This is a genomic window from Halobaculum limi, assembly GCF_029490015.1.
GTDB classification, from domain to species: Archaea; Halobacteriota; Halobacteria; order Halobacteriales; family Haloferacaceae; genus Halobaculum; species Halobaculum limi.
This window is the reverse complement of record NZ_CP120468.1, coordinates 1,430,098-1,456,529: the sequence shown is the minus strand read 5'-3', so window position 1 is coordinate 1,456,529 and position 26,432 is coordinate 1,430,098. Positions and strand designations below refer to the sequence as shown.

30 protein-coding genes are annotated in these 26,432 nt (G+C 67.9%); 16 read left to right on the top strand and 14 right to left on the bottom strand.

The features are described 5' to 3' along the window. Window positions 1-4 precede the first annotated feature (4 nt). From P0D77_RS07355 to P0D77_RS07345, 3 genes are all read left to right on the top strand, one after another. Window positions 5-670 (top strand): DUF6517 family protein, encoded by a 666-nt coding sequence (locus tag P0D77_RS07355; protein WP_277555646.1) that lies wholly within the window; start codon window positions 5-7, stop codon window positions 668-670. A gap of 62 nt (window positions 671-732) precedes the next feature. After that, window positions 733-1,122, top strand: coding sequence for a hypothetical protein (locus P0D77_RS07350; protein WP_277555645.1), 390 nt, complete (start codon window positions 733-735; stop codon window positions 1,120-1,122). An 83-nt stretch (window positions 1,123-1,205) separates the two neighbouring features. Further along, entirely contained in the window at window positions 1,206-3,602 is a 2,397-nt protein-coding gene (locus P0D77_RS07345; protein WP_277555644.1) for an ATP-dependent DNA helicase, read from the top strand. Between the two features lie 24 nt (window positions 3,603-3,626). Here the strand turns inward: P0D77_RS07345 and P0D77_RS07340 are convergent, their stop codons facing one another. Then, window positions 3,627-4,181: a class I SAM-dependent methyltransferase gene (locus P0D77_RS07340; protein ID WP_277555643.1), complete on the bottom strand. Its 555-nt coding sequence runs from the start codon at window positions 4,179-4,181 to the stop codon at window positions 3,627-3,629. Between the two features lie 167 nt (window positions 4,182-4,348). Here P0D77_RS07340 and P0D77_RS07335 point away from each other — a divergent pair, with 167 nt between their 5' ends. After that, complete coding sequence (locus P0D77_RS07335) at window positions 4,349-4,546, top strand: HEWD family protein (protein ID WP_277555642.1); 198 nt, start codon at window positions 4,349-4,351, stop codon at window positions 4,544-4,546. A gap of 2 nt (window positions 4,547-4,548) precedes the next feature. After that, window positions 4,549-4,860 (top strand): divalent-cation tolerance protein CutA, encoded by a 312-nt coding sequence (gene cutA, locus P0D77_RS07330; RefSeq protein ID WP_277555640.1) that lies wholly within the window; start codon window positions 4,549-4,551, stop codon window positions 4,858-4,860. Between the two features lie 21 nt (window positions 4,861-4,881). On the opposite strand, the gene P0D77_RS07325 is transcribed toward cutA, so the two are convergent. From P0D77_RS07325 to P0D77_RS07310, 4 genes are all read right to left on the bottom strand, one after another. Then, a complete protein-coding gene (locus P0D77_RS07325; RefSeq protein WP_277555639.1) occupies window positions 4,882-5,607 on the bottom strand; it encodes an HAD-IIB family hydrolase in 726 nt (241 codons plus the stop codon). 73 nt (window positions 5,608-5,680) lie between these two features. Continuing rightward, on the bottom strand, window positions 5,681-6,499 hold the full coding sequence (locus tag P0D77_RS07320; RefSeq protein WP_277555638.1) for a DUF5803 family protein: 819 nt from the start codon (window positions 6,497-6,499) through the stop codon (window positions 5,681-5,683). 4 nt (window positions 6,500-6,503) lie between these two features. After that, window positions 6,504-7,175, bottom strand: a complete 672-nt coding sequence (locus tag P0D77_RS07315; RefSeq protein WP_277555637.1) for a DUF2110 family protein — start codon at window positions 7,173-7,175, stop codon at window positions 6,504-6,506. Next, window positions 7,176-7,712, bottom strand: a complete 537-nt coding sequence (locus tag P0D77_RS07310; protein WP_277555636.1) for a transcription factor — start codon at window positions 7,710-7,712, stop codon at window positions 7,176-7,178. Between the two features lie 116 nt (window positions 7,713-7,828). Between P0D77_RS07310 and P0D77_RS07305 the strand changes: the two genes are divergently transcribed. After that, a complete protein-coding gene (locus tag P0D77_RS07305; protein WP_277555635.1) occupies window positions 7,829-8,425 on the top strand; it encodes a DUF6517 family protein in 597 nt (198 codons plus the stop codon). Between the two features lie 27 nt (window positions 8,426-8,452). Here P0D77_RS07305 and P0D77_RS07300 read toward each other — a convergent pair whose 3' ends face one another. The 5 genes from P0D77_RS07300 to P0D77_RS07280 are packed head-to-tail and all read right to left on the bottom strand — an operon-like array spanning window position 8,453 to window position 11,120. Next, a complete protein-coding gene (locus P0D77_RS07300; protein WP_277555634.1) occupies window positions 8,453-8,806 on the bottom strand; it encodes a hypothetical protein in 354 nt (117 codons plus the stop codon). A gap of 6 nt (window positions 8,807-8,812) precedes the next feature. Further along, window positions 8,813-9,049, bottom strand: coding sequence for a hypothetical protein (locus P0D77_RS07295; RefSeq protein ID WP_277555633.1), 237 nt, complete (start codon window positions 9,047-9,049; stop codon window positions 8,813-8,815). 50 nt (window positions 9,050-9,099) lie between these two features. Beyond that, a complete protein-coding gene (locus P0D77_RS07290; RefSeq protein ID WP_277555632.1) occupies window positions 9,100-9,942 on the bottom strand; it encodes a transcriptional regulator TbsP domain-containing protein in 843 nt (280 codons plus the stop codon). A 57-nt stretch (window positions 9,943-9,999) separates the two neighbouring features. After that, on the bottom strand, window positions 10,000-10,743 hold the full coding sequence (locus tag P0D77_RS07285; RefSeq protein WP_277555631.1) for a tRNA (adenine-N1)-methyltransferase: 744 nt from the start codon (window positions 10,741-10,743) through the stop codon (window positions 10,000-10,002). Further along, window positions 10,740-11,120, bottom strand: a complete 381-nt coding sequence (locus tag P0D77_RS07280; RefSeq protein ID WP_277555630.1) for a nascent polypeptide-associated complex protein — start codon at window positions 11,118-11,120, stop codon at window positions 10,740-10,742. Before P0D77_RS07280 ends, P0D77_RS07285 begins: the two co-directional genes overlap by 4 nt. A gap of 133 nt (window positions 11,121-11,253) precedes the next feature. Between P0D77_RS07280 and P0D77_RS07275 the strand changes: the two genes are divergently transcribed. Then, a complete protein-coding gene (locus P0D77_RS07275) occupies window positions 11,254-12,048 on the top strand; it encodes a creatininase family protein (RefSeq protein WP_277555755.1) in 795 nt (264 codons plus the stop codon). After that, window positions 12,045-12,800, top strand: a complete 756-nt coding sequence (locus P0D77_RS07270) for a 2-keto-4-pentenoate hydratase (RefSeq protein ID WP_277555629.1) — start codon at window positions 12,045-12,047, stop codon at window positions 12,798-12,800. Before P0D77_RS07275 ends, P0D77_RS07270 begins: the two co-directional genes overlap by 4 nt. Window positions 12,801-12,929: 129 nt before the next feature. Here P0D77_RS07270 and P0D77_RS07265 read toward each other — a convergent pair whose 3' ends face one another. Further along, on the bottom strand, window positions 12,930-13,589 hold the full coding sequence (locus tag P0D77_RS07265; protein ID WP_277555628.1) for an O-methyltransferase: 660 nt from the start codon (window positions 13,587-13,589) through the stop codon (window positions 12,930-12,932). 69 nt (window positions 13,590-13,658) lie between these two features. Further along, window positions 13,659-14,120 (bottom strand): transporter, encoded by a 462-nt coding sequence (locus P0D77_RS07260; RefSeq protein ID WP_277555627.1) that lies wholly within the window; start codon window positions 14,118-14,120, stop codon window positions 13,659-13,661. A gap of 121 nt (window positions 14,121-14,241) precedes the next feature. Here P0D77_RS07260 and P0D77_RS07255 point away from each other — a divergent pair, with 121 nt between their 5' ends. The 4 genes from P0D77_RS07255 (at window position 14,242) to P0D77_RS07240 (ending at window position 19,784) form a co-directional block, all read left to right on the top strand. Next, entirely contained in the window at window positions 14,242-15,921 is a 1,680-nt protein-coding gene (locus tag P0D77_RS07255; RefSeq protein WP_277555626.1) for an acyl-CoA mutase large subunit family protein, read from the top strand. Window positions 15,922-15,971: 50 nt separating this feature from the next. Then, complete coding sequence (mce, locus tag P0D77_RS07250; RefSeq protein ID WP_277555625.1) at window positions 15,972-16,358, top strand: methylmalonyl-CoA epimerase; 387 nt, start codon at window positions 15,972-15,974, stop codon at window positions 16,356-16,358. A gap of 37 nt (window positions 16,359-16,395) precedes the next feature. Continuing rightward, a complete protein-coding gene (locus tag P0D77_RS07245) occupies window positions 16,396-18,507 on the top strand; it encodes a class I adenylate-forming enzyme family protein (RefSeq protein WP_277555624.1) in 2,112 nt (703 codons plus the stop codon). A 116-nt stretch (window positions 18,508-18,623) separates the two neighbouring features. Continuing rightward, window positions 18,624-19,784: an acyl-CoA dehydrogenase family protein gene (locus P0D77_RS07240; RefSeq protein ID WP_277555623.1), complete on the top strand. Its 1,161-nt coding sequence runs from the start codon at window positions 18,624-18,626 to the stop codon at window positions 19,782-19,784. Window positions 19,785-19,820: 36 nt separating this feature from the next. Here the strand turns inward: P0D77_RS07240 and P0D77_RS07235 are convergent, their stop codons facing one another. After that, window positions 19,821-20,852 carry a DHH family phosphoesterase gene (locus P0D77_RS07235; RefSeq protein WP_277555622.1) on the bottom strand — a complete coding sequence of 344 codons (1,032 nt, stop codon included), beginning with the start codon at window positions 20,850-20,852 and terminating at the stop codon, window positions 19,821-19,823. A gap of 169 nt (window positions 20,853-21,021) precedes the next feature. Here P0D77_RS07235 and P0D77_RS07230 point away from each other — a divergent pair, with 169 nt between their 5' ends. Next, complete coding sequence (locus tag P0D77_RS07230) at window positions 21,022-22,044, top strand: NAD(P)-dependent alcohol dehydrogenase (protein WP_277555621.1); 1,023 nt, start codon at window positions 21,022-21,024, stop codon at window positions 22,042-22,044. A gap of 10 nt (window positions 22,045-22,054) precedes the next feature. Here the strand turns inward: P0D77_RS07230 and P0D77_RS07225 are convergent, their stop codons facing one another. Then, window positions 22,055-23,428: an MFS transporter gene (locus P0D77_RS07225; protein ID WP_277555620.1), complete on the bottom strand. Its 1,374-nt coding sequence runs from the start codon at window positions 23,426-23,428 to the stop codon at window positions 22,055-22,057. 219 nt (window positions 23,429-23,647) lie between these two features. On the opposite strand from P0D77_RS07225, the gene P0D77_RS07220 reads away from it, so the two are divergent. The 3 genes from P0D77_RS07220 to P0D77_RS07210 all read left to right on the top strand — a co-directional run bounded on the left by P0D77_RS07220 (window position 23,648) and on the right by P0D77_RS07210 (window position 26,327). Beyond that, window positions 23,648-24,052, top strand: a complete 405-nt coding sequence (locus P0D77_RS07220; protein ID WP_277555619.1) for a ribbon-helix-helix domain-containing protein — start codon at window positions 23,648-23,650, stop codon at window positions 24,050-24,052. Window positions 24,053-24,168: 116 nt separating this feature from the next. Beyond that, window positions 24,169-24,483, top strand: coding sequence for a UPF0058 family protein (locus tag P0D77_RS07215; protein WP_277555618.1), 315 nt, complete (start codon window positions 24,169-24,171; stop codon window positions 24,481-24,483). Between the two features lie 107 nt (window positions 24,484-24,590). Beyond that, a complete protein-coding gene (locus P0D77_RS07210) occupies window positions 24,591-26,327 on the top strand; it encodes a MutS-related protein (protein ID WP_277555617.1) in 1,737 nt (578 codons plus the stop codon). Window positions 26,328-26,432 lie beyond the last annotated feature (105 nt).

Below are 26,432 nucleotides of genomic sequence, written 5' to 3'. Positions count from 1 at the left end.
GGTCGTGAGCGACAGATCGGTTCCCGCGCCGCCGGTCCCCGACGCCGCCCTCGCCGCTGCGGGCTACGAGTTCGCCGGTGACGAGACGGAAGTCGGGTTCGACTCCCCGTTCGTCACCGTCGCCGTGCGGACGCAGTTTTACGACGACCCGAGCGTCGCGGCGGCCGTGCCGTCGACGGCGGCGGACCGCGCCGCGCGGGCGTTCTTCGTCACGCGGTGTCACTTCCGTCCCGGCTTTGAACGCGCACCGGTGTCGCCCGCGTCGGTCGTCGGCTTCGCGGCGAATCAGGCGTGTCGGGAGTTCCTCGCCGACTTGCGCGAGTCCGGCTTGCGCGATGTCGACGCCGGACCAACCCGACGGTACGACGCCGGCGACGTCGAGGGACGGCTGTTCGAGATAACGGCCCGATACCCAGTCGACGCGGCGGCCGTGATCGAGGAGGCGACGGGTGGGACGCTGCTGCTCCCGGTGGAAGTACTGGCGGCGATCCGACCGTGGCGCGACACCTTCCTGCTGGCGGGCGCGGCGTACCCGACCGAGTCGCTGGCGGCGGTCGTCGACGCCGCCGTCGACGCAGACGTGACGCACACGCGGTCGTTCGCCCCCCACCCGGACGCGCAAGGCGAGGCTCGGTCGCTCGTCGAGGCAGTCGGGGACGACGGCGGGTAGCGAGTTTCGCCGACGATAGTCGCGCCGTTAGTCTTAGATACTCACTCCCCGCCGAGCGAATCGTGACACAGTTGCGCGACGCCGCTATCACCGACCGGGTGCAGGAGTACTGGAGTTGGGCGGCCGTCGCGCTGTTTCTGCTCATCACGGTCGACCTGCTCACGACGATGTACGCGGCGGCGCTCGTCGGGATTCAGTACGAGTCGAACCCGGTGGTCCGGTGGGCGCTCGGCCAGCCAGTGTCCGTCCTCGTCGCGATGAACCTCGCGGCGACGGTCATCGCGGTCGTCGTGTTCTACGGCCTCATCGAGACGTACCGGGTGACGCCGGCGCACGCTCGTCCCTACTACGGCGTCGTCATCGAGACGTGGCTCGGACTGCTCGTCGCGTCGGGACTGTTCGTGTTCGCCAACAACCTCTCCGTCATCGTCCTCGGCGGGAGCCTCCTGTAAGTCGCGGCCCGGCGGCGGTCGCACGGCCGCCGCCGAGGCGAAGGTTCACGTACCGAACCGGGACCATCGACGGACTGAAACCCGTGGCAACCACCGATGACACCGTGAGCGAGGCGACGGAGGAGACGTGGCGAACCGTGTTCGGGCACCCCGAACCGTACCCCGAACAGGCGGACGGCATCGAGGCCGCCCGCGACGTCGCGGCCCGAGACGGCTTTCTCGCACTCGAAGGAGCCTGCGGCACGGGCAAGACGATGCTAGCGCTGACAGCCGGCATCGACCTCGTGCGCGACCCCGACAGCGACTACGAGCGCGTGCTGGTGTTGACGAGCGTCAAACAGCAGTTGCGCCAGTTCGAGGCCGACCTCCGCGCCATCAACGACGACCTGCCCGACGACTGGCGGCCCGTCTCCGGACTGACGCTCGTCGGGAAGGCGGACGTCTGTCCGTACGCCCGCGAGAACCGCGGCGGCGTCGACACGTCGAACGTGTACGACCGCTGTGAGGGGCTTCGCGAGCGAACCCGCGACCTGGTCGGCGAGGGAGGCGACACGACGCCCGGGGCACTCGCCGAACAGGCACGCCGGGCACAGACCGGCTTTGCCGACACCGCCGACGACGGCGTGAACTACCTCGAAACTGCGGGCGAACCGACGCCCTACCTTCCCGAGATGCCGGATCACGGGGGAAGTTCGACCCGCGACGGCGTCGAGTACTGCCCCTTTTACGCGCAGTACCTCGCGGACCTCCCCGAAGAGGGCGACGCCGCCGAGGCGGTCCCCTTCGACTTCACCGACCGGGGCCTCGTCGACGCCGAGGAGTTGGTCGGCCTCGCGGCGGGCCACGGCACCTGCCCCCACTCGGTGATGGGCGCGATGCTGCCCGAGATAGAGGTCGTCATCGGCAACTACTATCACGCGTTCGACCCGACGACTGTCGGCGGCTTCACGGGCGCACTCGTCGACGACTCGACGTTCGTCGTCTGCGACGAGGCACATATGCTCGAACCCCGCGTCCGCGACCTGGTCTCCGACGGCGTCGCCGACGCCAGCCTGCGCGACGCCGAGAACGAACTGACGCGGGTCATCCAGCCGGTGCAGTTCGAAGACGCCGGCAAGCAGACAGAGGGGACGACCGACGCCGACCTCGTGCGCGGCGAACTCGCGGACGCCGAGGTGAGCCTCGACGAGGTGAAACTCCTCCGCGAGTTCGTCGTCGACCTCCGCGAGGAACTGGATCGGCGCGTCGAGTCGTTCCTTGACCGTGAGCGTCGCGGCTGGCGCGCGAACCTCACCGACTTGGACGACGAGGAGATTCCCCTCCGAGACCCCGAAGAACCCGCCGTCGACGAGATAACTGAGTGGGCACGCGAGGCTGGTTACGGCGAGCGAGTGTGGTCCCGCGCCGAACAGGTTGGCGCGGTCGTCGCCAGGATTCTCGACGAGGCGGAAGACGAGGACCGCCAGCGCGCCGCACCGGGCGTCGGGCGCACGCTGAACGCCTGGTATCGCTGTGACCACGAGACGTACTTCAGAGAACTGGAACTTCGGCGAACGTGGGACGAGACGGAGCCACCGGAGTCGTGGCGACGGGCCTACTCCGCGCGCCTCGCCCTGCACAACTGCGTGCCCGCCGACGCCATCGGGGACCGCCTCGCGGAGTTCGGCGGTGGCGTCCTGATGTCGGCGACGCTCGCGCCGCTTTCGGTGTTCCGCGAAGTGACCGGCCTCAACCACCTCGAATCGGAGGGACGACCCGTCGAGGACCGGACGTACGGACTTGGCTTCCCTGAGGAGAATCGCGCGTCGTTCGCGCTCGACGTGCCGAAGTTCACGTTCTCGAATCGCGGCGCTCCGGGCGAGGACAACGAGACGCGCCGCGCGCACGTCGACGCCGTCGCGACGGTCGCGGCGACGACGCCGGGGAACGTCCTCGTCGGGATGCCGAGTTACGGCGAGGCCGAGTGGATGGCCGAGTCGTTGGAGGACAACAGCCAAGTCGACAAGCCCGTCCTCCTCGACGAGTCGAGCGACGACGCCGTCACCGAGTCGCTGAAGAGCGACTTCTTCGCGGGCGAGTCGAAGGTGCTCGTGACGAGTATCCGCGGCACGCTGACGGAGGGTGTCGACTACGAGGGCGACCGCCTCGCGGCGGCCGTCGTCTGCGGCGTCCCGATCATCAACACGTCGTCGCCGCGGACCAGAGCCGTGAAGACGGCGTACGACCGCGAGTTCGGCGACGGCTTCGAGACGGCGCTGACGGTCCCGGCGGTGCGGAAGGCGCGACAGGCTATCGGGCGCGTCATCCGGGGCACCGACGAGGTGGGCGTCCGCTGCCTCGTGGACGCTCGCTACGCCCGCGAGTCGTGGAACGCCGTCCGGGAGTACCTCCCCGAGTACGAACGCGAGGAGTTCCGCCCGGTGAGCGCGGATATGCTCCAATTCGGGTTAGAACGGTTCTGGGACGGCCACGACGCGTAATCGTCGGTGCGGCGGGGAACGCGGTCAGCGCCGCGCGACGCAGACGAACGTCTCAGTGCGTGTCTCCGCGCGTTCGACACTGAATCCGGCGTCCTCGAACGCGCTCGCGGCGTCGCCGACGGCGAAGCGTTCGTCCGTGGGCGGGCCGGCATCGCCCGACCCACTGCGGGTCCAGTCGACGGTGACGACGCGACCGCCGGGTGCGACGACGCGTGCGAGTTCCGCCAGCGAGTCCTCGCCAGCGTACTCGTGATACGTCATCGTCGAGAAGGCGGCGTCGAGCGTGTCGTCGTCGAAGGGGAGGTCCTCGACACCAGCGGTCACCGTCTCGACAGTGGTCGGGAGGCCCTTCTCGGCGTACAACTCGTGCATCTCCGCTTGTACGTCGACGGCGTAGCAGGTGTCGACGTGGGGTGCGACGACGTCGGTGTAGAAGCCGGTGCCCGACCCGAGGTCTGCGACCGTCGCGTCAGGACCGACAGCCAGCAGCGACAGCAGTTCCTCCGCCGAACAGTAGCGGAATCGGCCGGGGTCTTCGAGCGCGTCGGCGCGATCGACGTCGAACGTGTGGAATCCCATCGCCGTCCGTTCGAGGGGCGGAGCAAAAACACCACCCCTAACGAGTCTGTGGATCGGGTCGCCACCTGTGGATATGCACGTCCGCGAGGCCGACCTCTCGACGCTGGCAGCCCCCGACGGCGACGGGCCCGAGAGGGTTTAAGTTCGGGCGCGTGCCCCTATCGAGTATGCCTGTCCGTATCCGCCGTCCCCACCAGCGCACCTGCGAGCGGTGTGGTCGCGAGGAGCGATTCGACGACGAAGTAGAGAGTTGGGTGGTCGCCGACGCGGACGCCGTCGGCGGCGTCTACTGCATCCACGAGTGGGACATCAACGGCTCGTTCGTTCCGTTCGAGGACGTCGACGACCGCGCGACCGAGGCGTAGGCGTGGCGACGCTGTACGTCACCGCGCCGCCGTCGGCCGCCACCGATCTGGCGGCGACGCTCGTAGAGGAGCGACTCGCCGCGTGCGTCAACCGTGTCCCCTGCCGGTCGACGTATCGCTGGGATGGTGAGGTCGTGGAGAACGACCCCGAGGAACTGTTGTTCGTGAAGACGAGCGAGGACCGCGTCGAAGAGACAGAAGCACGGATCGAAGCGCTGCACCCGTACGACACGCCGTGTATCGAGCGGTTCGAGGAGAACGCTGTCAGCGACGCGTTCGGTGAGTGGGTCGCGGCGTCGACGACGCCCGAGTAGCCAGGGTGCCGAGGAGCCGTCTCAGCGGTCTGCTTGTTCGATTACGCGCTGAAGCGCCGTCAGCGTGCCGTCCATATACCCCTCGTCGAGGACGACGTCGGCCGCCTCCCGCGCCGTCTCGTCGGCGTTGGCGACTGCGTATCCCTCGCGTGCGACCTCGAACGTCGAGGCGTCGTTCATCGAATCGCCAACGGCGACGAACTCGCTCGCCTCCCGGTCGAGGACCGCCGCTGCCTCCCGCAACGCCGCGCCCTTGCTCACGGCGGGGTCGGTGAGGTGGTAGGCGTAGCCGGTGTCGATGAACGACAGGTCGAACTCCTCGGCGACCGCGCGCAACAGGTCGGCGTCGGCGTCGCGACTGGCGGCCACCTCCGTCTCGCGCCAGCGGTTGACCGTGTCGGCCTCGCCCCAGCAGAGGTCGCCGCCGGCCTCGAGGAATGCGTCGGTCGCGGCGGCCACGCGGTCGGCGTCGCCCGTCAGCCGAACCCGCTCGTCGACGCAGACGACGCCGCCGTTCTCCGCGACGACACGCTCCGGAATGCCGATGAAGTGACACAGCGCGATGGGGTACGGGAACGACTTGCCCGTCGCCAACACGATCGGTGCAGGCCAGTCGGGCAACACGTCGAACACCCGCGGGTCGACGGTGTGGTCGGGCGTCGTCAACGTCCCGTCGATATCCAACGCCAACGGCGGGAGGTCGGCGTCCGTCGGCACCGCGAGACTCGCGGCGGCGTCGCTCGTCATATGCAAGCCGACGAAGGGCAGGTGAAAAGCGGCGTCGGTTTCGGGAGTGTAGCCGGTCGAGAGCAGCGCCCGGTCAGCGCATTCCCGGCGGTGGGTCGTCGTCGTCGAGGTCGTCGGTGTCGGTGTCCACGTCGAGACCCAGGTCTTCACGCTGTTCGCGCAGCGCCTCGATCTGGCGGCGGTAGTAGTAGAGGCCGCCGAGACCGACGACGGTGAACACAGCGAACACTGCGCCGAATATCTGCACGTCCTGCGGGAGGTAGAACTGCACGACGACCGAGTTGGTCTGCACGTCGTCCCAGACGACGTGGAGGCGGTCCGCGTCGTCGACGGACGTGGTCGCACCGCCCGGACTGGTGTCGCCGAACACCGGCAGCGACACCCTACGATTCGGCGGCAACACCACCTCGTAGGAGCCTTTCACGTACGTCGGGAGCGCGAACCGCTTTGGCGTCGACCCGGCCGTGACCGCGATGCGGTCGCCCTCAACATCGCCCTCGCCGGGGAAGGTGATACGGACCACGTCGCGCGTCTGCTCGATCGCACCGCGTTCGCGGAGTTCGGTCCCCGTGATGACGGTCCCGTTGGGGTAGCGATACCGGATCGCACGCACGTCGAGGGGGTTGCGCCCACCGAGGCCGTCGCGGCGGTACAGTTCGATCTCGTTCCCGTCGACCGCGTAGATAGCGGCGAACGAGGCGTTCTCGTAGATGGTGATGTGCGCGTCGCGGTCGGCGTCGACGCTAGCGTTCCAGTCGTACGCGCCGCCCGGTGGCGTGGCGTCGAGTCGCTCGTCGGACACAGAGCCGCCGCCGAGGATGCCGAGGCACCCGGACAGCGAGAGCATCACGGCGAGGCCGGCGACCGCGAGGAGTCGTCTCCGTCGTGTCATAGGCCTACGGGATGACCGCTTTCAGTTCGGAGGGTAGGTAGCCGCCGATGGACGCGAGCAGTCCCGGCGGGTCGGTGTTCTCCCGGCAGATGATGCTCTGTTCGAGCAACCCGATGCGCTCGACGGTCACGATGTCGTTCGCGTGACCTGCCCGGTTCACGGTCGCACGCACCTCCGCGCGAGTGGCGGAGTTGACGTTGACGCGGCCCTGTCCGCGCGTCCAGTCGTACAGGCGGTCACGCTCGGCGTCGGCGAGTTCGTGACCGTTCTCTGCGTCGTAGACGAACTGGAGCGGCATGTGCTGGACGATGCCGAAGCGGTCGCGCACCTGCGTCGGCGACCCGGCACCGAGGCCGAGGCCGTCGGCGGGGATCCGGATCTCCGTGCCCGCGTCGAGGACGAAGCCGTCGTCGTCCCACCCCTCCAGCGTGCCGGTGTACGTCTCGCCGTCGGTGAAGTGGTCGGTCACCTCGCCGTACTCCTCGCGGAGGACGTTGCGGGCGACCGTCTCGTCGGGGCCCGACACCGTCACCGAGATGAAGTCGTCGTGGCGGACGCCCACCTCGAACTCCACGTCGAGGTCGCCCAGATCGTTACCGATGAGCGAAGTCATCCCGTCGAGTGCGCGGTCGCGGGCCTCACCCTCGACGTAGCACTTAGTCGCGATAACGACCATCTACGCTTCCGCCTCGGCTTCGATGTCGACGTTGAGTTCGTCGCGCAACTCGTCGATGCGCCACTCCATCGCCTCGACGAGGCGGGAGTTCTCCATCGACTCCAGCGGCGACCCGCACTCGGGGCACTCGAAGCCGAACTCCATCGCCTCCTCGAACTCGAAGCGGATGGAGTCGATCTCACAGAGGTAAAACTGGTGGTCGGACTCGTACTCGCGGCGCTTCTCCAACCCCTCCAGCAGGCGGTGCATCTCCTCTTCCAAGTTCTCGGGGATGTTCTCGTAGTGGAACGTCCACAGGTAGGTGAGCCACCCGGAGTCCTCGTCGCGGACGCGCCGGTAGGAGGCCAGGTCGTTCTCGTACAGGATGAACAGCGCCCGGCGCACGTCGTTCAGTTCCAGTCCCATGTCCTCGGCGAGTTCCTCGTCGGTGACCTCGCCGTCCGGCGGGGCCGCCGCGACGGGCATCCCCGTCGGGCCGACGAGTTCGTGGAGGTACTTCTGGATGACAGGGTCGGCCAAGAGATCCTCAAAAGCCATTTGTCGAATGTGGGGGTGGATGTCGGTTAAAGTCACCGACTCGGTAGTTCTCTGTCGGCTTCACACGACGGCACCGCACAGTTATCTCCGTCGCGTGTGACGGTGGCACGCAAAGAATGTCGGATCGCTTCCCGTCGCCGCCGCCGGACGCCATCGCCGCCGGCAGGTGGCGCGAGCGCAGTCGCGAGGAGACGACTGCCTTCGACGCGAAAGTCGTCACCGTCGAGGCGGCGACGCTCGTGTTCGAGGACGTCGCCCTCCGCGAGCGACTGGCCAACGCGATCGGACTGGAGCGGGTGTGGCGCTTTTTCGTCGCGAGCAGACTCACGCTGTCGCCAGCGACGAAGCCATCGGTGGCGCTGACGGGACTCGTCGCCAACCGCGCGTTCACGGGGTTCGCCGACACGCTCGGCGAGCGCGGATTCGAGGGCGTCCGCCGTACGCGAGACGCCGACGGCGACGGTCCCGCGGTCGACGACGACGCCCGTACCGCTGGCTACGACGCGCTGTGTCGACTCGACGGCGTGAGCGTCCGCGCGAAGGGGTGGGCTGCGCTCCGTCCGGTCGGGGGGTCGTACCTGCTCGTCGGCGGCGCGTATCCGACCGCAGTGCGGGAGGCTCCCGACGACGGAGCGACCGACGCTATCGAGGCGGCGATCGATCCAGATCGGTTTCGTGAGGAACTGTTCGCGTTGATGCGGGCGACCAAGTGACCGACGGACACGCCGGCGGGTGGCGCGTCAGTCGGGGCGGCGAGTAAGTGCGCGGGCGAGTGCCCGCAGGTGAACCCGGGCGGGCGCAGTACCGAGTGCGCGCGACAGCGGCCCCGGCGACACGCCCGGGTCGATCCGTGCGATTTCGACACCATAGAGGTGGACGCCGACCGGGACGGAATCGAGCGCGTCACCGAGACGCGACGGGAGTACCTCCGGGAGGTCCGACAACGCGCGGATCGCAGCGAAGCAGTCAGCGTACACCTCCATCCGGCCGTCCCGTGAGCGAACGCGAAGCGAGTCGCCGTCGACAGAGGCCTCAATGTCGGCTTCGATCCGGAGGTCGCCGACCGTGATCCGATCCGGGGAGGCGTCGCTCACGAGCGACTACTCCTCGTCGGTATTCTCGTGTCTGTGTGAGGCGATTCGGAGCGTCCCGTTGAGTCGCCAGTGAGCGTGTTCGGCGTCTGCACCTGCCTGACTGGGGACGTCGATCTCCATATCGTCGAACGTGTAACTGATCTCCGCGCCGCGGCCGGTGAGCCGTTCGTACAGCGCGATGCCGAAGTCGGGCCAGGTCGTCGTCTCGCGTGTACTCGGGTCTTCCATATCGTCGGCGCTCATTACCGTTCGTGGCAACGGTTCGGATCGACTTATCGGTGTCCCCCGATCGGTCACTCGACCAGCGTCGCCCGCGCCGTCGCGAGCAGTTCGGCTCCCGTCGCCTGTTCGACGGCCGCGGTCGGAACGAGTCGGTGTCGCGGCCGGCCAACGCCCTCCGTCTCCGGTTCGGTGTCCGCGAGGTCGGCGTCGACGAGTCGCCCCTTCGCGCGGGAGACCTCCGTCCGACTGGAGAAGCCGACGTCTTCCACCCACTCGCCGAGGTGCATCGTCAGCAGGCGATGGCGTGCGGCGACGAGCGTGCATACGAGAACCGGGTCGACGGCGCTGTCGGTCCGGAGCGTCTCCGCCGACGCGAACGTCGCCGCCAACGTCTCTGCCGCTTCGGGCCACCGCTCACGGAACGATTCGACGACCTGCGACCGCGGCGGTACGTCCGGGTCGTACTCGTCCGCGTTCGCCCACGTCTGTTCGTACGGGGCCGAGAGTGCCGTGTAGAGGGACTCGTCGTCGCCGGACACGTCACCGAACCCCGTCGGCATCGTCGGTTCACTCGCCTGTGTCTCCGGTATCGAGACGTGGGCGTAGACCGCTCCGTCGGCGAGGGTGAAACTCGAATCGAGCGACGGCACGGTTCGGACGGCGAGTCGACCGTCGGCGACAGCGTCGGCCGCGCCGCTCGCGGTGAGAAAGTCAACCATCGCCGTCCGGACGGCAGCCTCGGTACACAGGAGTCGAACGCGGCCAGTCGCCTGATCCGACGCTGACGCGTCGGGTGGTGCGGAGAGTCGCGAGACGACCGCACGAACGAGCGAGGGTGGAGGTGCGACGACGAGTGCGCCGGACGCCTGCGAGCACACCCGGCCGGCGAGTGTCGAGTGGGGACCTGTCGACATAGCACAACGTGTGCGGCACCCCGACTTTACTTTTCAGGTTCCGTCCGCGTTGGATTATCACTCGACGCGGCGAGCGAACAGGAGGTAGCCGGTGTGGCCGACGCCCGCCGTACTCGGTCGCGTGCCGCGGTCGTCCACGGTGAGTTCCCGCTGAATCGTCTCCAGCGTCTCGACGCCGCCGAGTCCAGCCTCGCGGGCGGCCAGTTCCGTATCTCGGGCGTCCTCCACGAACGGTGTGTACACGGCGACGTAGCCGCCGGGGACGAGCAATTCTGGCGCGCGCGCGACGACTTCCGCGGCGTCGGCGGTGTCGAGGGTGATGAGGTCGAAGGAGTCGCCCTCGGCCAACTCGTCGAGGTTGTCGGTGAGGTCGCCCGTGCGAACGTCGACGCGGTCGCTCACGCCGGCCATCGACATATTCTCGCGGGCGTTCTCGGCGAACTCGGCGTCGATCTCGTAGGTGGTGACGTTCGCACCGAGACGACCGAGATAGCCTGAGAGGACTCCCGTTCCAGTGCCGGCGTCGAGGACGCGGTCGCCCGACTGCGCGCCGGTGTGGCCGATGACGAGGCCGATGTCGCGCGGCATCATCGGTGCGCCCGTGCGCTGGAAGTGGTTGAACAGGTCCGGGCCACGCAGGCGGCGAACGTGGAACGGTTCGCCCAGATGCGTCTCCAGTACCTGCCCGTGTTCCACGTCGTCGGGCACCTCGAGCACGCCGAGGTCGGTCTGGAGTTCGTCGCCCGGGCCGCGTAGATACTCCCGATCCGACTCGGCGTGGACGAGGAGGTACGCGCTCACTCGAACGTTGAGATGGCGGCCGCGAGGTCGCCGTCGGCCTCTTCGAGCGCTTCACGAGCCTCCGCCTTGCTGACGCCCGCGCGGGCGGCGACGAGTTCGACGTCCTCGTCGGGGACGCCGCCGGCTTCGACCTCGGTAACGTCGGCATCCGGTTCCGCGCCCGCGTCGGCGTCGCGCGTCTCGGGTGACCCGACGACCTGGTAGGTCTCCTGGCCCTGAGCGTCCATCTTCGTGACCTGCGGCCCGTCGAAGACGAGTTCCTCGCCGTCCTCGGTCGTGATGACGACTTTGGTCGCGTCAAGTTCGGTCACGTCGATACCCATCTGCTTCATCATCTGCTGCATCTTGCGCGGGTTCATCCCGCCACCTCCGAACATACGCGGCGAGTCGGTCGCGGCGAGCAAAAGCGTGGCGAACGGCGGACGAATCGCTCCCGTGGCAGTCGAGCAGTATCGGATCTGTTCCGCCGTCACCCCCGCGTTTCATCCCGTTCGCGCTCCTGTCTCGACCGTGTATCTCTCGCAGCAGACGTGGCCGGAACTGGGCGACTACGTCGCCGAGGAATCGGTCGCCGTCGTCCCGCTCGGGTCGACCGAACAGCACGGCCCCCACCTCCCGCTGGCGACGGACTACCTCATCGCCGAAGCACTCGCCCGCGAGGCGACCGACCGAACTGGGTTCCTCTGTACGCCGCCGGTCCGGATCGCCGTCTCCGAACACCACCGGCAGTTCCACGGGACGATGTGGGTCGAACCGAGCGTGTTCCGCGACTACGTCGAGAGTTTCTCGCGCAACCTCACGTACCACGGCATCGACCGCATCGTGTACGTGAATGCCCACGGCGGCAACACCCAACATCTCCGCGAGGTCGGGCGTCGACTCCGCCGTGACGAGACGGCGTACGCCATCGAGTGGATGTGGGACGAGTCCATCCCAGACCTCGTCTCGGACATCTTCGAGCACAACGGCCCCCACGGCGGGCCGAAGGAGACGGCGATGATTATGCACATCGCGGAGGAGTTGGTGCGAACGGACCGCTTGGCTGACGCTCGCGACGGTGGCCTCGTCGACATCACTGCCGAAGATGTCCGGCAGTTCGGCTCACGGACCTTCTACGACTCGCCGGACAACTCTGAGAACGGCGTCTTCGGCGACCAGACTGACGCGACGCCGGAGAAGGGCGCAGAGTTGTTCGAGGCGGCGAGCGACCAGTTGGTGCACCTGCTGGAGTGGCTCGACGACCAGCCGTTCGCAGACCTGATGCCGAAACCCCACGTCGATCCGCAGCCCGGCAGTCGACGATGACGACGCCGGCGGACGACCTCGCCGCGGCGCTGGCGACCGCCCACGAGACGGCGACGGCGGTCGACCCGACGACAGTTCCCACCGTCGACTCGGTGGCAGCGGGGTATCGCGTGCAGGAGCGACTCGTCGAGCGACTCCAGACGACTCGCGGCGCTCCAGTCGGCTACAAGATCGGCTTCACGAACGACCGCGTCCGCCGAGACCTCGGGGTCGACGAACCGGGATACGGTAGACTGTTGGCCGACACGGTGTCTTCGTCGCCGACGGCCGTCTCTGCGGATCGCTTCGTCGACGTGCGCGTCGAACCCGAACTCGCCTTCCGTCTCGGGTCCGACCTCTCCGCAGGATCGACACGCAGAGACGCCCGCGAAGCGGTCTCGGCGGTCGTCCCGGCGATAGAACTCGTCGACAGCCGAACCGGGTGGACGTTCGACGCGGCGCTGGCCGTCGCCGACAACTCACTCGACGCCGGACTCGTCGTCGGCGACGACGTCGACCCCGCGGGAATCGCACTCGCCGACGAGTCGGTCACGCTCCGTATCGAGGGTTCGCCGGTCGATTCGGGCGTCGGCGCGGACGTACTCGGGCATCCGCTCGCGGCGCTCACGTGGCTCGCCGACGAGGTAGGAGGACTCGCAGCGGGCACGCTCGTCACGACCGGGTCGCTGACAGAACCAGTCGCCGTCGAGGCGGGCGAGTCGGTCGTCGCCGCGTTCGCGTCGCTGGGGACGGTCGAACTCCGCATCGAGTAGGCTGACAGGCGACACTCGGCTACCCGCCGCGGCGTGTCACACACCCGCTGGACGCGACGGGGCCAGATTCAGGTCACGGGGCTGTTGTCCCCGGCTTCGGGTTTGAACGTTCGTCGTCGTCCGCGCTGTCTACTCCACGCGCGTACTCACCGCGAGTCCCGACCCGACGGGCAGAATCGTCGTCTCGAATGCGTCGTCCGCGCGGACGGCGTCGAGGTAGTCGGCGATCCCCTGTGTCTGGTCGTTCTCGTGGTCGAGGGCCTCGGCGTCGCCTTCGAGGTACGCGAGGAGCGCGTCGAAGTCGATTGGTCCGCGCATAATGTTGTCCGCGGCGACGACGCCGCCGGGCGCGAGTTTGTCGCGGGCGGCGTGGAACGCGTCGGCGTACCGCTCCTTCTGGTGGTCGATGAGCACCACGTCGAACGGGCCGTCGTATCGCTCGACCGTCTCCATCGCGTCGCCTTCCTCGAAGACACAGCGGTCAGCGAGGCCGGCGTCGGCCAGAAACTCCCGTCCCTTGTCGAGTTCGTCGGCGTCGAATTCGGTGAGGATCACTCGCTGTGCGCCGCCGCGGAGGAACCACGACGCCGAGTATCCGAATCCCGACCCGAATTCGAAGACGGTGTCGGCGTCGGTGAGTCGCGCGAGCAGTCGGAGGACCGCGCCCGATTCGGGGCCGATGTTCGGGAAGTCGTGTTCTCGGGCGAACGCTGCCATCCGCTCTTGTACGTCCGTGTGGTCGGGGCCGGCGGCGCGGACGAACCGCGACACGTCGTCGGAGAGAACCATAGCGGTCGCTCGGTGGGCGGCGACTTGGAAGTTTGGCAGAACGGAAGTGAGAGTGTGTGGAGTGGCCGCTCAGGCGGCGAGGTAGCCGCCGAGGAGGAGCAAGACAAGACCGACGCCAGCGGCGGCCTTGTAGAACGTCCCGCCGTTGCGGGCGGCGGTCCGAACCTTCCCCTCGTCGAGCGCAGATCGGATCTTACTGCCGCCGACCTCGACGAGGCCGGTCATCACGACCCACAGCGCCAACATCGTGAGCACGACGTGGCCACGCGGCGGCATAAACAGCCCTTCCGCGCCGTAGACGGTCGCGGCCATATGCCCTCCCGTCGCGAGGAAGACGAGGGCACCGACGCGAGTGATAGTGGAGACGCCGGACGTGACGCTTCCGAGCAGTTCGGGAGTCACGTCGCCGTCGACGGCCAGGGGGACGACCTTCCACGCGGCGAGAACGACAGCACCGACCCAGAGGCCGGCAAACAGCGTGTGGAATACGTACGCCGCGGTGAGCGCGGCCTGTAACGGAGCGAGTTGCATACGGGTGCCAACCGACGGGAGGGATATAAAGCCCATACGCGACGGCGATGCGGTGGACTGCCGGATGCTCGTGGCCGGTGTCTCCCCCTCGCTTAAGCCGTGGGGCGGTGAGGTATCGTGTATGTTCGACCCGGACGACCTCGAAGCCATCCGCGAGGGCAAACAGGAGTGGGAGGAGGAGACCCTCTCCTCGACGCTCGACCGGTTCGGGGAACGGAAGGAGGAGTTCACGACCGACACGGGGGGACAGGACGTGAAACGACTGTACACGCCTGCCGACGTCGACGACCTCGACTACGACGAAGACCTCGGCTTCCCCGGCGAAGAACCGTACACACGGGGCGTCTACCCGACGATGCACCGCGGCCGACTGTGGACGATGCGGCAGTACGCGGGGATGGGCACCGCCGCGGAGACGAACGAGCGGTTCCAGTACCTCATCGACCAGGGGTCGTCGGGCCTGTCGATGGCGTTCGACCTGCCCACGCAGATGGGGTACGACTCCGACGCCGCGATGGCCGCCGGTGAGGTGGGGAAATCGGGCGTCGCCATCGACTCACTGGAGGACTTCGAGCGCGTCTTCGACGACATTCCGCTGGACGAGGTGTCCACCTCGATGACCATCAACGCCCCTGCCGCAGTCCTGCTGGCGATGTACGTCGCCGTCGGTGACCGGCAGGACGTCGACCGGGCGGAACTGCGGGGCACCATCCAGAACGACATTATGAAAGAGTACATCGCGCGGAACCTCTACATCTACCCGCCGGAGCCGTCGATGCGGCTGATCACGGACATCTTCGCGTTCTGCGCCGATGAGACGCCAAACTTCAACACCATCTCAATCTCCGGCTACCACATTCGCGAGGCCGGGTCGACGGCGGCACAGGAAATCGCGTTCACCCTCGGCAACGGCATCGAGTACGTGCAGGCGGCCGTCGACGCCGGTCTCGACGTCGACGAGTTCGCGCCCCAGTTGTCGTTCTTCTTCAACGCCCACAACAACATCTTAGAGGAGGTGGCGAAGTTCCGCGCTGCCCGCCGGATGTGGGCGAAGATTATGGAAGAGCGCTTCGGCGCACAGAATCCCAAGTCGAAGCAGTTGAAGTTCCACACGCAGACCGCGGGGTCGATGCTCACCGCCCAGCAGATCGAGAACAACGTCGTTCGCGTCGGCTATCAGGCGCTCGCGGCGGTGCTGGGGGGAACGCAGTCGCTCCACACGAACGGCAAAGACGAGGCGCTGTCGCTGCCGACGGAGAAGTCCGTCCGCACGGCGCTCCGTACCCAGCAGATCCTCGCCCACGAGTCCGGGGCCGCCGACACCATCGACCCCCTCGCCGGGAGTTACTACGTCGAGAGCCTCACCGACGGCATCGAGGAGGAGGCGTTCGACATTCTGGAGGAGGTCGACCGCCGCGGCGGGATGCTCGACGCCGTGAAGAACCAGTGGGTCCAGCGGCAGATCCAGGATACAGCGTTCGAGCGACAGCGTGAGATCGAGGAGGGCGAGCGGATCATCGTCGGCGTCAACGAGTACCAGATCGAAGACGACGACCCGCAGATGGACCTCGAAGACGTCTCCGAGGAGGAAGAGCAGGCACAGATCGACCGGGTCGAACAGTTGCGCGACGACCGCGACTCCGAGGCTGTCGAGGACGCACTCGCCGGTCTTCGCGACGCCTGCCAAGGCGAGGCGAACGTGATGCCCCACATCGTCGACGCGGTCAAGGCGTACGCGACGGTCGGCGAGATCTGTGACGTGATGCGCGAGGAGTTCGGCGAGTACAAGCCGGGACAGTAGCCACCGCACTCGCCGGGTGATTTTTCGCGGCTCCGACCGACCCGACAAGCGTGCACCTCGATCACGCCGGCGTCGCCACCGACGACGCCGCCGGACTCGCCGCGTTGTACGTCGACCTCCTCGACTGCGATATCGTCCACGAAGAGGAGTTCGACGGGATGGCCGTCGTCTTTCTCGATGTGGGTGACTCGTATCTCGAACTGCTGGAACCGCTCGACGACGAGGGCGCCATCGCCCGATACCTCGACCGCAACGGGCCCGGGATCCATCACCTCGCGTTCGCAACCGACGACGCGGCGGCGGCGCTCGACCGCGCCCGGGAGATGAACATCGAACTGATCGACGAGGAGCCACGGCCCGGCGCGTGGGGCCACCAGGTTGCGTTCCTCCACCCGCGCGACACCGGCGGCGTCCTCGTCGAGTTCGTCGAACACTGACGGCCGGATGGAAAGAGCGTAGTGGGGAGGGGTGCAGATGGGAGGCATGCGCGATTGGCTCTCCCACCGTGTGGCGGCGACGCCCGACGCGGAGGCACTCGTCCTCGCGGCCACCGGGGAGACGCTCACCTACGCCGACCTCGACGCCCGCGTCGAGGCGTTGGCGTCTCGACTCGCGGGACTTGGTATCGTCCCCGGCGACCACCTCGCAGTCGTCCTCGGCAACCGCGCGGAGTACGTCGTCCTCGTCCACGCCGCGATGCGTCTCGGCGTTCGGATCGTCCCGTGTTCCGACCGCCTCACCGCCGCGGAACTCAGACCGAAACTCGACGCCGCCGACGCGACGGCACTCGTCTGTGGAGCCGACACCGAGACGGTCGCCGTCGAGGCGGCGCTGGATCGAGCAGCGCCCTCCGCCGAGAGCGACGAAGCGGACGCGACGGAGACTGGCTGGCGGACCGAGGACGGATTTCAGCCCGCACGCATCGCCGACGAGGACATCGAGGAGGACGCTGGCGGCCCGGCCACACCTCGCCCGCACGTGCCGGTCGTCTCGGTTGACACGCCCGAGGACGACCGCGTGGTCGACATCGACGCGGCGCCGGACGGGTCGGTGCCGTCCGTCCGGTGGGGGCGGGGTGACCATCTGTTGATGCTGTTCACGTCGGGGTCGACCGGCGACCCCAAACTCGTGCCGTTGACGATGGGGAACGTCCTCGCGTCGGCGACGGCGTCGGCGTTCCGACTGGGCGTCCTTCCGGACGACCGCTACCTCGCGACGCTCTCACTCCACCACACCGGCGGGATTATGCCGCTGTACCGGGCGGCGCTGTACGGCACGAGCGTCGTTCTCCGGCGGAAGTTCGACGCGGGCGCGGCGGTCGACGACATCCGACGCTACGAGGCGACGGGCGTCTCGCTCGTGCCGACGATGCTCAAGCGGATGCTCGACGCACGCGGAACGCTCCCCGACTCACTTCGAACCGTGTTGCTCGGCGGTGCGCCCGCCCCCGACGCACTCATCGAGCGGTGCCGCAACTACTCGGTCCCCGTCCACCCGACGTGGGGGATGACCGAGGCGGCCTCGCAACTCGCGACCGCGCCTCCCGACGAGGCGTTCGCACAGGTCGGCACCGTCGGCAGACCGCTGTTGTGGGTCGACGTGGCCGTCTGTGATGCCGACGGAACGCCCCTGCCGACGGGCGAAACGGGCGAACTCGTCGTCGCTGGTCCGGCCATCGCCGACGCCTACTACGACGACCCCGAGGCGACCGCCGCGGCGTTCACCGATGGCGGCGCACTCCGGACTGGCGACGTGGGCTATCGCGACGAAGACGGCTTCATCTACCTGTTGAACCGTCTCGACGACCGGATCATCACCGGCGGCGAGAACGTCGAACCCGGCGAAGTCGCCGCGACCTTGCGCGAACACGCGGGCATCGCGGAGGCCGTCGTTGTCGGCATCCCCGACGAGGAGTGGGGCGAACGCGTCGCCGCGATGGTGGTCGCCGACGACCCCGACCTCACGACCGAGGACGTAGAGGCGTTCTGCCGGGAACGGCTTGCGGGGTTCAAGATACCGCGAACCATCGCGTTCGCAGACGAACTCCCGCGGACGGTGTCTGGAACGGTTCGGCGCCCCGAGGTTCGCGACCGACTCGTGGCCGCACAGAGCGACGACGCGACAGCGACTGCCGACGTTCGCGACGACGGCCAACCGGCCGACATCGACCCGAGTGGAATCGAAGAAACCGACGCACAGGAGGCGGTCGCGGAGGAGACGGACGCGGAGGAGGTGGACGCGAAGGAGACGGACGCGGAGGAGGTGGACGCGAAGGAGACGGACGCGCAGGAAGCCGAGGCGGCGGCGCAGGAGGCGGAAGTCGAACAGGAGGCGAACGTCGACCCAGGTGCTGGCTCCGACCTCGGATCTGAGACAGTCGACGAAGCCGACATCGCAGTCGACGCGGAGGCTGATGCGGAGGTAGACCCGTCGTCGGACGACAGCGACTCCGAGGGGTCCGAGTCGACCCCGGAGATGACAGCCGAGGACGTAGACGAGTCCGTCTCTCTCGACGAGGAGGAAGCAGACGACAGTGAGGCCGTTGGCGATGAGGACGGCGAGAGCGACGAAGACGACGAAGAGTAATCACGCCGCGTCTTCGAGTAGCCCGCGAGTCGAGCGGCGACCGACGCCGAGTAAACGCGAGTCCCGGGGTTCGCCGTTCCACGGGTGTTATACTGCGGGAGTCATCATCGTTCAGTATGAACACCGACCTCGGTCTGTTGGACGAATCGGTCGTTCCCGAACACGCCCGCGCGGTCAAACAGGAGGCCCGCGAGTTCGCAGAAGAACACATCGCGCCGGTCGCGGAAGAACACTTCCGCGCGGACGACTATCCGTGGGAGGTGCTCGAGGCCGGGCAGGAGGCCGGCCTCGTCGGACAGGACATCCCCGAGGAGTACGGCGGCCGCGGCTTCGACATCTACGAGATGCTGGCGCTCGCAGAGGAGTTCTACCGCGCCGACGCGGGCATCGGCCTGACGCTGATGCTCGCCTCCTTCGGCAACGAACTCGTCTACGACTACGGGAACGAGCAGCAGTGTGAGGAGTACGTCCGCCCCGTCGCCGAGGGCGAGCAGATATCCGGCCTTGCAGTGTCCGAACCGCAGACAGGCTCCGACCTCGCGGGGATGACGACGAAAGCCGAGAAGGTCGACGGCGGCTACGAGATCACCGGCGAGAAGTACTGGGTCGGCAACGCCGTCGAAGGCGACTGGCTCACCGTGTACGCCAAGACTGGTGACTCCGACGACCGCTACGGCAACTACTCGTGTTTCATCGTCGAGACGGACCGCGACGGCTACGAGGCCGAGCACATCCCTGAGAAGATGGGGATGCGCGCGTCCAAGCAGGGCCACATCGTGATGGAAGACTGCTTCGTGCCCGAGGAGAACCTCGTCGGCACGGAGGGCGGCGGCTTCTACATGCTCGCGGACTTCTTCAACCACGGCCGCGTCGTCGTCGGCGGGCACGGTCTCGGCCTCGCCGCGGCGGCCATCGAAGAGGCGTGGGAGTTCGTCCACGACCGCGAGGCGTTCAACCGCTCCATCTCCGACTTCCAGTCCGTCCAGCACGACCTAGCAGATATGCGGACCGAGTTCGAGGCCGCTCGCTCGCTCAACTGGCGGGCGGCGGAGAAACTGGCGAACCACGAGGACGCCGGCCTGTGGGCGGCGATGGCGAAGCTCAACTCGACGGAGATGGCCGTCGACGTCGCCGAACGCGGGATGCAACTCCACGGCGGCCGCTCCGTCCTGACCGAACGGCGCATCGCCCGCGTCTACCGCGACGTTCGCATCCCCGTCATTTACGAAGGCGCGAGCGAGGTCCAGCGCAACCTCGTCTACCGGCAGTCGAAGTAAGGGCCGACGCCGACGTCGGTGGTCCCGAGTCGCACCTCACTCGGACCCCGAATCGCCGGACCCGTCGGAGAGATTGAGTTCTGCGAACAGTCGCGCGGTGATCACTTCCTCGAGTATCTCGAGCAACTGGTCGTCGTCGGACTCGTAGTCGCCGAGGATGCCGAGCGGAATCTCGCCGCCCGCCATATCGTGGTGCCCACCGCAACTCCCGACGTCCTCGAACGCCGTGCGCAGGACGTTGCCGACGTGGACCCGTGCATCGGGTGATCGGGCGCTGATCTGGACCGTACCGCGGACGACGCCGAAGACGATGGCCGTCTCGACTCCTTCCAACCGGACGAGGTAATCGACGGCCTGTGGGATCGCGTCACGTTCGGTGGTTCGCCCGACGTGTGAGAGGAGGACCGCCCCGTACGTCCGCCGGTTGTCGATGGCGGTCGAGATGGCGTCGACGGTTCCGCCGGTGACCGACGGGGTCGAGAGCTGTCGGATCATCTCGTAGTCCGCGTACTCGTGCAGGAACTCCGCCGCGTCGTACTCGGCAGCGGTCGCCCCGCGCAGGAAGTCGAGCGTGTCCGAACGAATCGCGAACAGGAGCGCGGTCGCGAGGTCAGCGTCGAGGTCGACGTCGAGCGTGCGGATGTAGTCGGTCAGGATGGTCGCGGCAGCGCCGACCTCCTCGCGGCTCTCGACGAACCGCGCCTCGACTCCCTCGGCGGGATGGTGGTCGATCACGATGTCGACCGGCGTGTCCGTCGGAACGGGGTTGTTCTCGCCCGGCACCGAGTGGTCGACGAACGCGAGGATCGACCCGGGCGGCCGGTCTCGTATCGTCGACCCCTCGAACGGCGTGAGATCGATGCCGAGGATGTTGACGAACGCCCGGTTCTGCTGGTGGGAGATGTCGCCGCTGTAGAGGATGCGCCGTTCGTCGATGCCGGCGGCGGCCGCGATCCGACCCAACGCGAGGGCGCTGGCGAGGCAGTCCGGGTCCGGGTTGTTGTGGCAGACGATGTTGATCTCGTCACCCTCCTCGAGGAGTTCGAGGAGTTCGTGCGGAGATGCCATCTGCTAGTGTAGTCGTACCTCCACGCAGTTAGCCGTGCAGGGTCAGGTGGTGACGTGTCCGCGTGCGCCGAGTCGCCTCCTGAGCCCCCGTATCGGCGGCGAGTGGGGCGACCCCAGTACGACGGAACCGCCCCGGTCGTTTTTCAGCGCTGACCGTGAGCACTCGCGTATGCGATCTGCCGTCCTCACTCCCGACCTGGAGTTCCGCATCAAGGAGCGCCAACGCCCCGACCCCGACCCCGGTGAGGTCCTCGTCCGCGTCGACGCCGTCGGCGTCTGCGGGTCGGACGTCCACTACTGGCGTCACGGACGCATCGGTGACTACGTCGTCGAAGACGACCTCGTCCTCGGCCACGAGTCGGCGGGTGAGGTCGTCGACACCGGCGACGACGTGACCGACTTCGCCGCCGGCGACCGCGTCGCCCTCGAACCGGGCGTTCCCTGCGGCGAGTGTCGACACTGTCGGTCGGGCGCGTACAACCGCTGTCCGGAGGTGGAGTTTATGGCGACGCCGCCGGACGATGGGGCGCTCTGTGAGTACGTCGCGTGGCCCGCCGACTTCGCGTACCGACTCCCCGATTCGGTGTCGACGGTCGCCGGGGCGCTGTGTGAACCGCTCTCTGTCGGCATTCACGCGTGTCGACGCGGTGGTGTCGGCGTCGGCGACTCGCTACTCGTCACTGGCGCGGGGCCAATCGGCGACGCGGCGGTAGCGGCCGGCGGTGCGGCGGGTGCGACGGACGTGACGGTGACGGACGTCGTCGACACAAAACTCGATCGAGTCCGTGAGCGAGGGGCGACGCGCACCCTGCGCGGCGACGAGACGGACGTGCCCGAGGCGGTTCGGTCGGCGACCGGCGACGGCGTCGACGTCGCTATCGAGGCGTCGGGGTCGACGGCCGGCCTCGCGGACGCCGTCGAGAGCGTCCGTCCGGGCGGGACGGTCGTCCTCGTCGGCCTCCCGGGCGAGCGCGAGGTTCCGGTTGACGTCCACCGACTCATCGACCGCGAACTCGACGTTCGCGGGTCGTTCCGCTACCGCGACACCTACCCTACAGCAATCGATCTGCTCGACACGGGCCGCGTCGACCTCGCGAGCACCGTCGACGCTACCTACGCGCTCGACGACGTCGCGGCGGCGTTCGAGCGTGCGACCGACCCGGAGACGGTGAAAGTCGTCGTCGAACCCTGAGCGCGAGCGCTCAATCGCCGCCCGCAGTCGCCGCCGTGGCGTCGCCGCGGGCACCGTTCTCTCGCGGCGTCACCGACCGCTCGAACGCGAGGAGGCCGACGACGACGACGCCACAGACGGCGACGAGCGTCGGCCACAGCAGCGTCGAGAGGCCGTAGTCGAAGAACACGCCGCCAACGAACGACCCCACGCCGATGCCGAGGCGTTTCGCGACCTCCAGTATCGACAACTGCGTGCCACGCTCGGCAGTCGTCCCCAGGTCGGACATCAGCGCCGATGCCAGCGGCGCGTGGAGTATCTCCCCGACCGTGCGGACGAACAGGTGGCCGCCGACGAGAGCGACGCCAACGAGGACGACGGGCGTGGTGAGGCCCGCATCGGCGGGGAGAACCATCGTGTCTGCCCCCCACGCCGCGAGCATCGACACCGCCCACAACGCCGCCGAGACGACCAGCCCGCGGGTGCGACGCCACCCGCCGACGGCGCTGACGAGCGGGAGTTGCAGGATGACGATAGTGAGCGGGTTGACGACGTACAGCGTCCCCAGTTGTGCGGCCGTCAGCCCCAAACCCTCCTTCGCGACGACGGGGACGGTCGTCTGCATCTGTGCGTACATCACGGCGAAACCGACGTTGAGGCCCGCGAGCGCCAAGACACGCGGGCGAGTAGCCGCCCGCCACCACGCTGTGAACACGCCGGAAGCGGCCTCGTCGTCGCCTGTTCCGTCCTCGTTCTCGGACTCCCCGTCGCGTGCAACGCGCGGAACGAACAGGAGGATGACCAGCGCGACGATACCGGAAGTGACGCCGTCGGCGACGAAGACGGCGACGGACGCGACTGAGTACAGGAGGCCGCCGACGACGAAGCCCGCACCGAAGCCAGCGTTGTTCGCGACCTTCAGGAGGGCGTATCCGCGGTCGCGTTCGCCGGCGTCGGTCAGGTCCGCGGTCATCGCGTGGCTCGCGGGCGTGTAGAGACCGCCGACGAACCCGGAGACCACACAGACACCGACGAACGCAACGCCGAGCGCAGAGACACCCGTGAGCGAGGTGACCGACGCGGGGACGGCCGCCGCGAGTGTCGGGACGAACGCGAACGCCGCGAGTGCGAGCGCCGACAGCGCCATCGCCGCGACCATCACCGGCTTCCGGCCGATGACGTCGGCGAGAAAGCCGCCGATCGCGGTTCCGCCGGCCGAGCAGACACTCTTCGCGCCGAGACCGAAGCCGACGACAGACAGCGCGATACCTACCTGCAGGTGGAAGTGGACCGTCGCGAACGGGTAGACGATGCCCGCGCCGAACACGTTGATGAGTTGGCCCGCCGCGACGATGTAGACGGCCCTGTCGAACCCGCGAACCGCATCGAGCGACGGCCGTTGCACGACCCTCGCTGTGCAGGCGGCGCACCTGAACGGTGCGGTTCCGGGCGAGTTCGGCGTGCCACCACGTCCGAGCCGTGTTGAATGTCGTACTCACGTATCAAACGCGAAAATAGCGCGATAGGAGGCGTATCGCTAGCGTTTACACACGTCACGTCGCTGAGGTAACCAAAAGACTCTATACGGTCCATTCCAACGAATTCAGTGAAGGAGGAACTCGGAATGGCTAAAGACACGGTCCGGTATCCCGACGAAGTCGTCGACGAGATCGATACGCTCGTCGAAGACGGGGTCTTCGAGAGTAAATCCGAGTTCTACCGCTTTTCGGCGGAGTACGTCCTCGCACTCGTGAGCGACGAGTGGGAACCCGAGACGTTCAACTACGGCGAGATCCGCGACGAACTCGACTTACAGGAGGAACCGGTGTTACTCGGAGCGGACGGCGGTCGCGACTTCCTCAATGCCGTCATCACGGTCCGGCAACTCGGACTCCGCAACGACTTCGCGGAGGCCGAACAGTTCATCGACGAGAACTACGAGACGACCGACCGCTCGGGGATGATCCTCGAAGAGTTGCTGCGCGTCTACCGGGACCGCGCAGAGAACGGGTCGACGTCCGGCGTCTGATCACTGTCGCCGGCGTTCGATTCGCGCTCCAGTTGTCCGTGCTATCCGGTTATCCGCCTGTTACACTCCATCCAGCGCGGGATTTAGCCCGTTCGAGCACCTACGTCTGTCGACAGATGCGGAAGAACGAACTGATCCATCTCCACGGGTTGTTGCGGATGCTCGCCGACCGCTTGATCGAGACTGGTACCGTGGACGACGACGACCTCGCAGCGTACCGCTCGCTGGAACTCACGCCGATGTCGCTGCAGGCGTCGCGCGACGACCACGAGGCAGCGGTGTTGCTGCTCAGCGAACTGCTGGCGACGGCGGTAGCGACCGACGAGATGATGACGGCCGATGCTGCGACACCGACAGGTGACGAACCGCCCACCGAGCGAGCGACTGAGTCGACCGACAATGCGGACGCGACCGAACCGCCCGTCCACTGATCGCCCGACACACTCGCGAGCGTCGTGCGTAGACTGCGCTCCCAGCGACCGCACCGCCGCCGACTGCGACCGGTACCATCTACACCCCTCCGGCCACAGCCACGGGTATGCGACTGGAGCAGTACTGGGGCGTCGGGCCCAAGACGGCCGAGACGCTCCGCGATTCGCTCGGCGAGGAGGCGGCCATCGCCGCCATCGAGTCGGCGGACGTGCGAACGCTCGTCGAGGGCGGCGTGCCGCGCGGCCGGGCGACTCGCGTGCTCCGCCGAGCGTACGGGAAAGCGGGGATGGATCTGTTCGGTACCCGTGACGCTCGTGAGGTGTACGACGAGTTGCTCGACATCGCCGCCGAGTACGCCGTCACCGCTCACGCCGCCGACCGCGTGCGCGTGCTCACGCCGCTCACGAGCGACGACCGCCGCCGACAGCGACTGGACGACGTGTTGGAGGCGCGCGACGCGTGGGCCGGACTGGACGAGTCTGATCGTGAAGCCGTCGTCGAGGCATTCGACGAGTACGACGACGCCGGCGGCACCGACCGCGCGGCGCTCGAGTGCGCGCTCGCGCTCCGAGCGGCGGGCCTACGTGGTGGCACCTTCGCCGCTCTCGACGGCGTCGACGAGGGCGCACTTCGGGAGGCGGCCGACGCCCTCGCGGCGCTCACGGACGACGGCGTCGCCGCGGGCGTCGACGACAGACTCGACCGCCTGCGCGAACAGGCCGCAGACGCCCGCGCACTCGCGGACTCCGCGTACGACGTGGTCGAGACGGTGCGCGAGCGTGGCGCACGCGACGCCGACGCGTTCCAGTCGGCGGTCGTCGAGTACGTCGCGGGCGAGACGGATCTCACGCGCGGACGGGTCCAGTCGGCCGCGCCCGACGGTGCCGTCGACTCCGCGGACTTCGTCGGGTCGACGCTACGGACGCTCGCCGACGAGTTAGAGACGGAGGCGGCCGACCGCGCCGACCAGGTACGCGCTGATCTCGAGGCCGACGTCGAAGCCGGCGGCGTCGACGTGGAACGCGTCGTCGACGCCGTCGGCGACATCGCCTTCCTCCTCTCGCTTGCGCGGTTCGCCGTCGAACACGACCTCACTCGGCCCGATCTAGACGCGACAGGCGTCGCCGTCAGGGGTGCGCGCAACCTCTTTCTCTCGGGCGACGTGCAACCCGTCACCTACGCCGTCGGCGACCACTCGCTGGACGGCGACGCACCGACGGGCAACCGCGTGGCGGTGTTGACTGGGGCCAACTCCGGCGGGAAGACGACGCTGTTGGAGACGGTATGTCAGGTGGTCATCCTCGCGTCGATGGGCCTGCCGGTGCCCGCCGAGGCCGCCGAGGTCGGGCGATTCGACACCGTCGTCTTCCACCGCCGGCACGCCTCGTTCAACGCGGGGGTGCTGGAGTCGACGCTGAAGTCGGTCGTCCCACCGCTGGTGGGCGAGGGACGCACGCTGATGCTCGTCGACGAATTCGAGGCCATCACAGAACCGGGTCGGGCGGCGGACCTGCTCAACGGCCTCGTGGAACTGACCGTCGACCGTGGCGCAGTCGGCGTGTACGTCACCCACCTCGCGGAGGACCTCTCGCCGCTCCCGGACGTGGCCCGCATCGACGGCATCTTCGCGGAGGGCCTGACGAACGACCTAGATCTGCTCGTCGACTACCAGCCTCGCTTCGGCGTCATCGGCAAGTCGACGCCGGAGTTCATCGTCTCGCGACTGGTGGCGAACGCCTCCGACCGCGCGGTTAGACAAGGGTTCGAAGAACTCGCGGCCGCCGTCGGCGAGGAAGCCGTCCAACGCACGCTCTCGGACGCGGAATGGTCGGGGAGTACGTGACCACAAAACGAGAGCCACAGCACAGACGCAACGGGTACCCCCCGGGCTAATTGCTCGATAGCACTGCCTCGAGTAGTAAACTGTCGGCAGAGGTCGCCGGTCGAG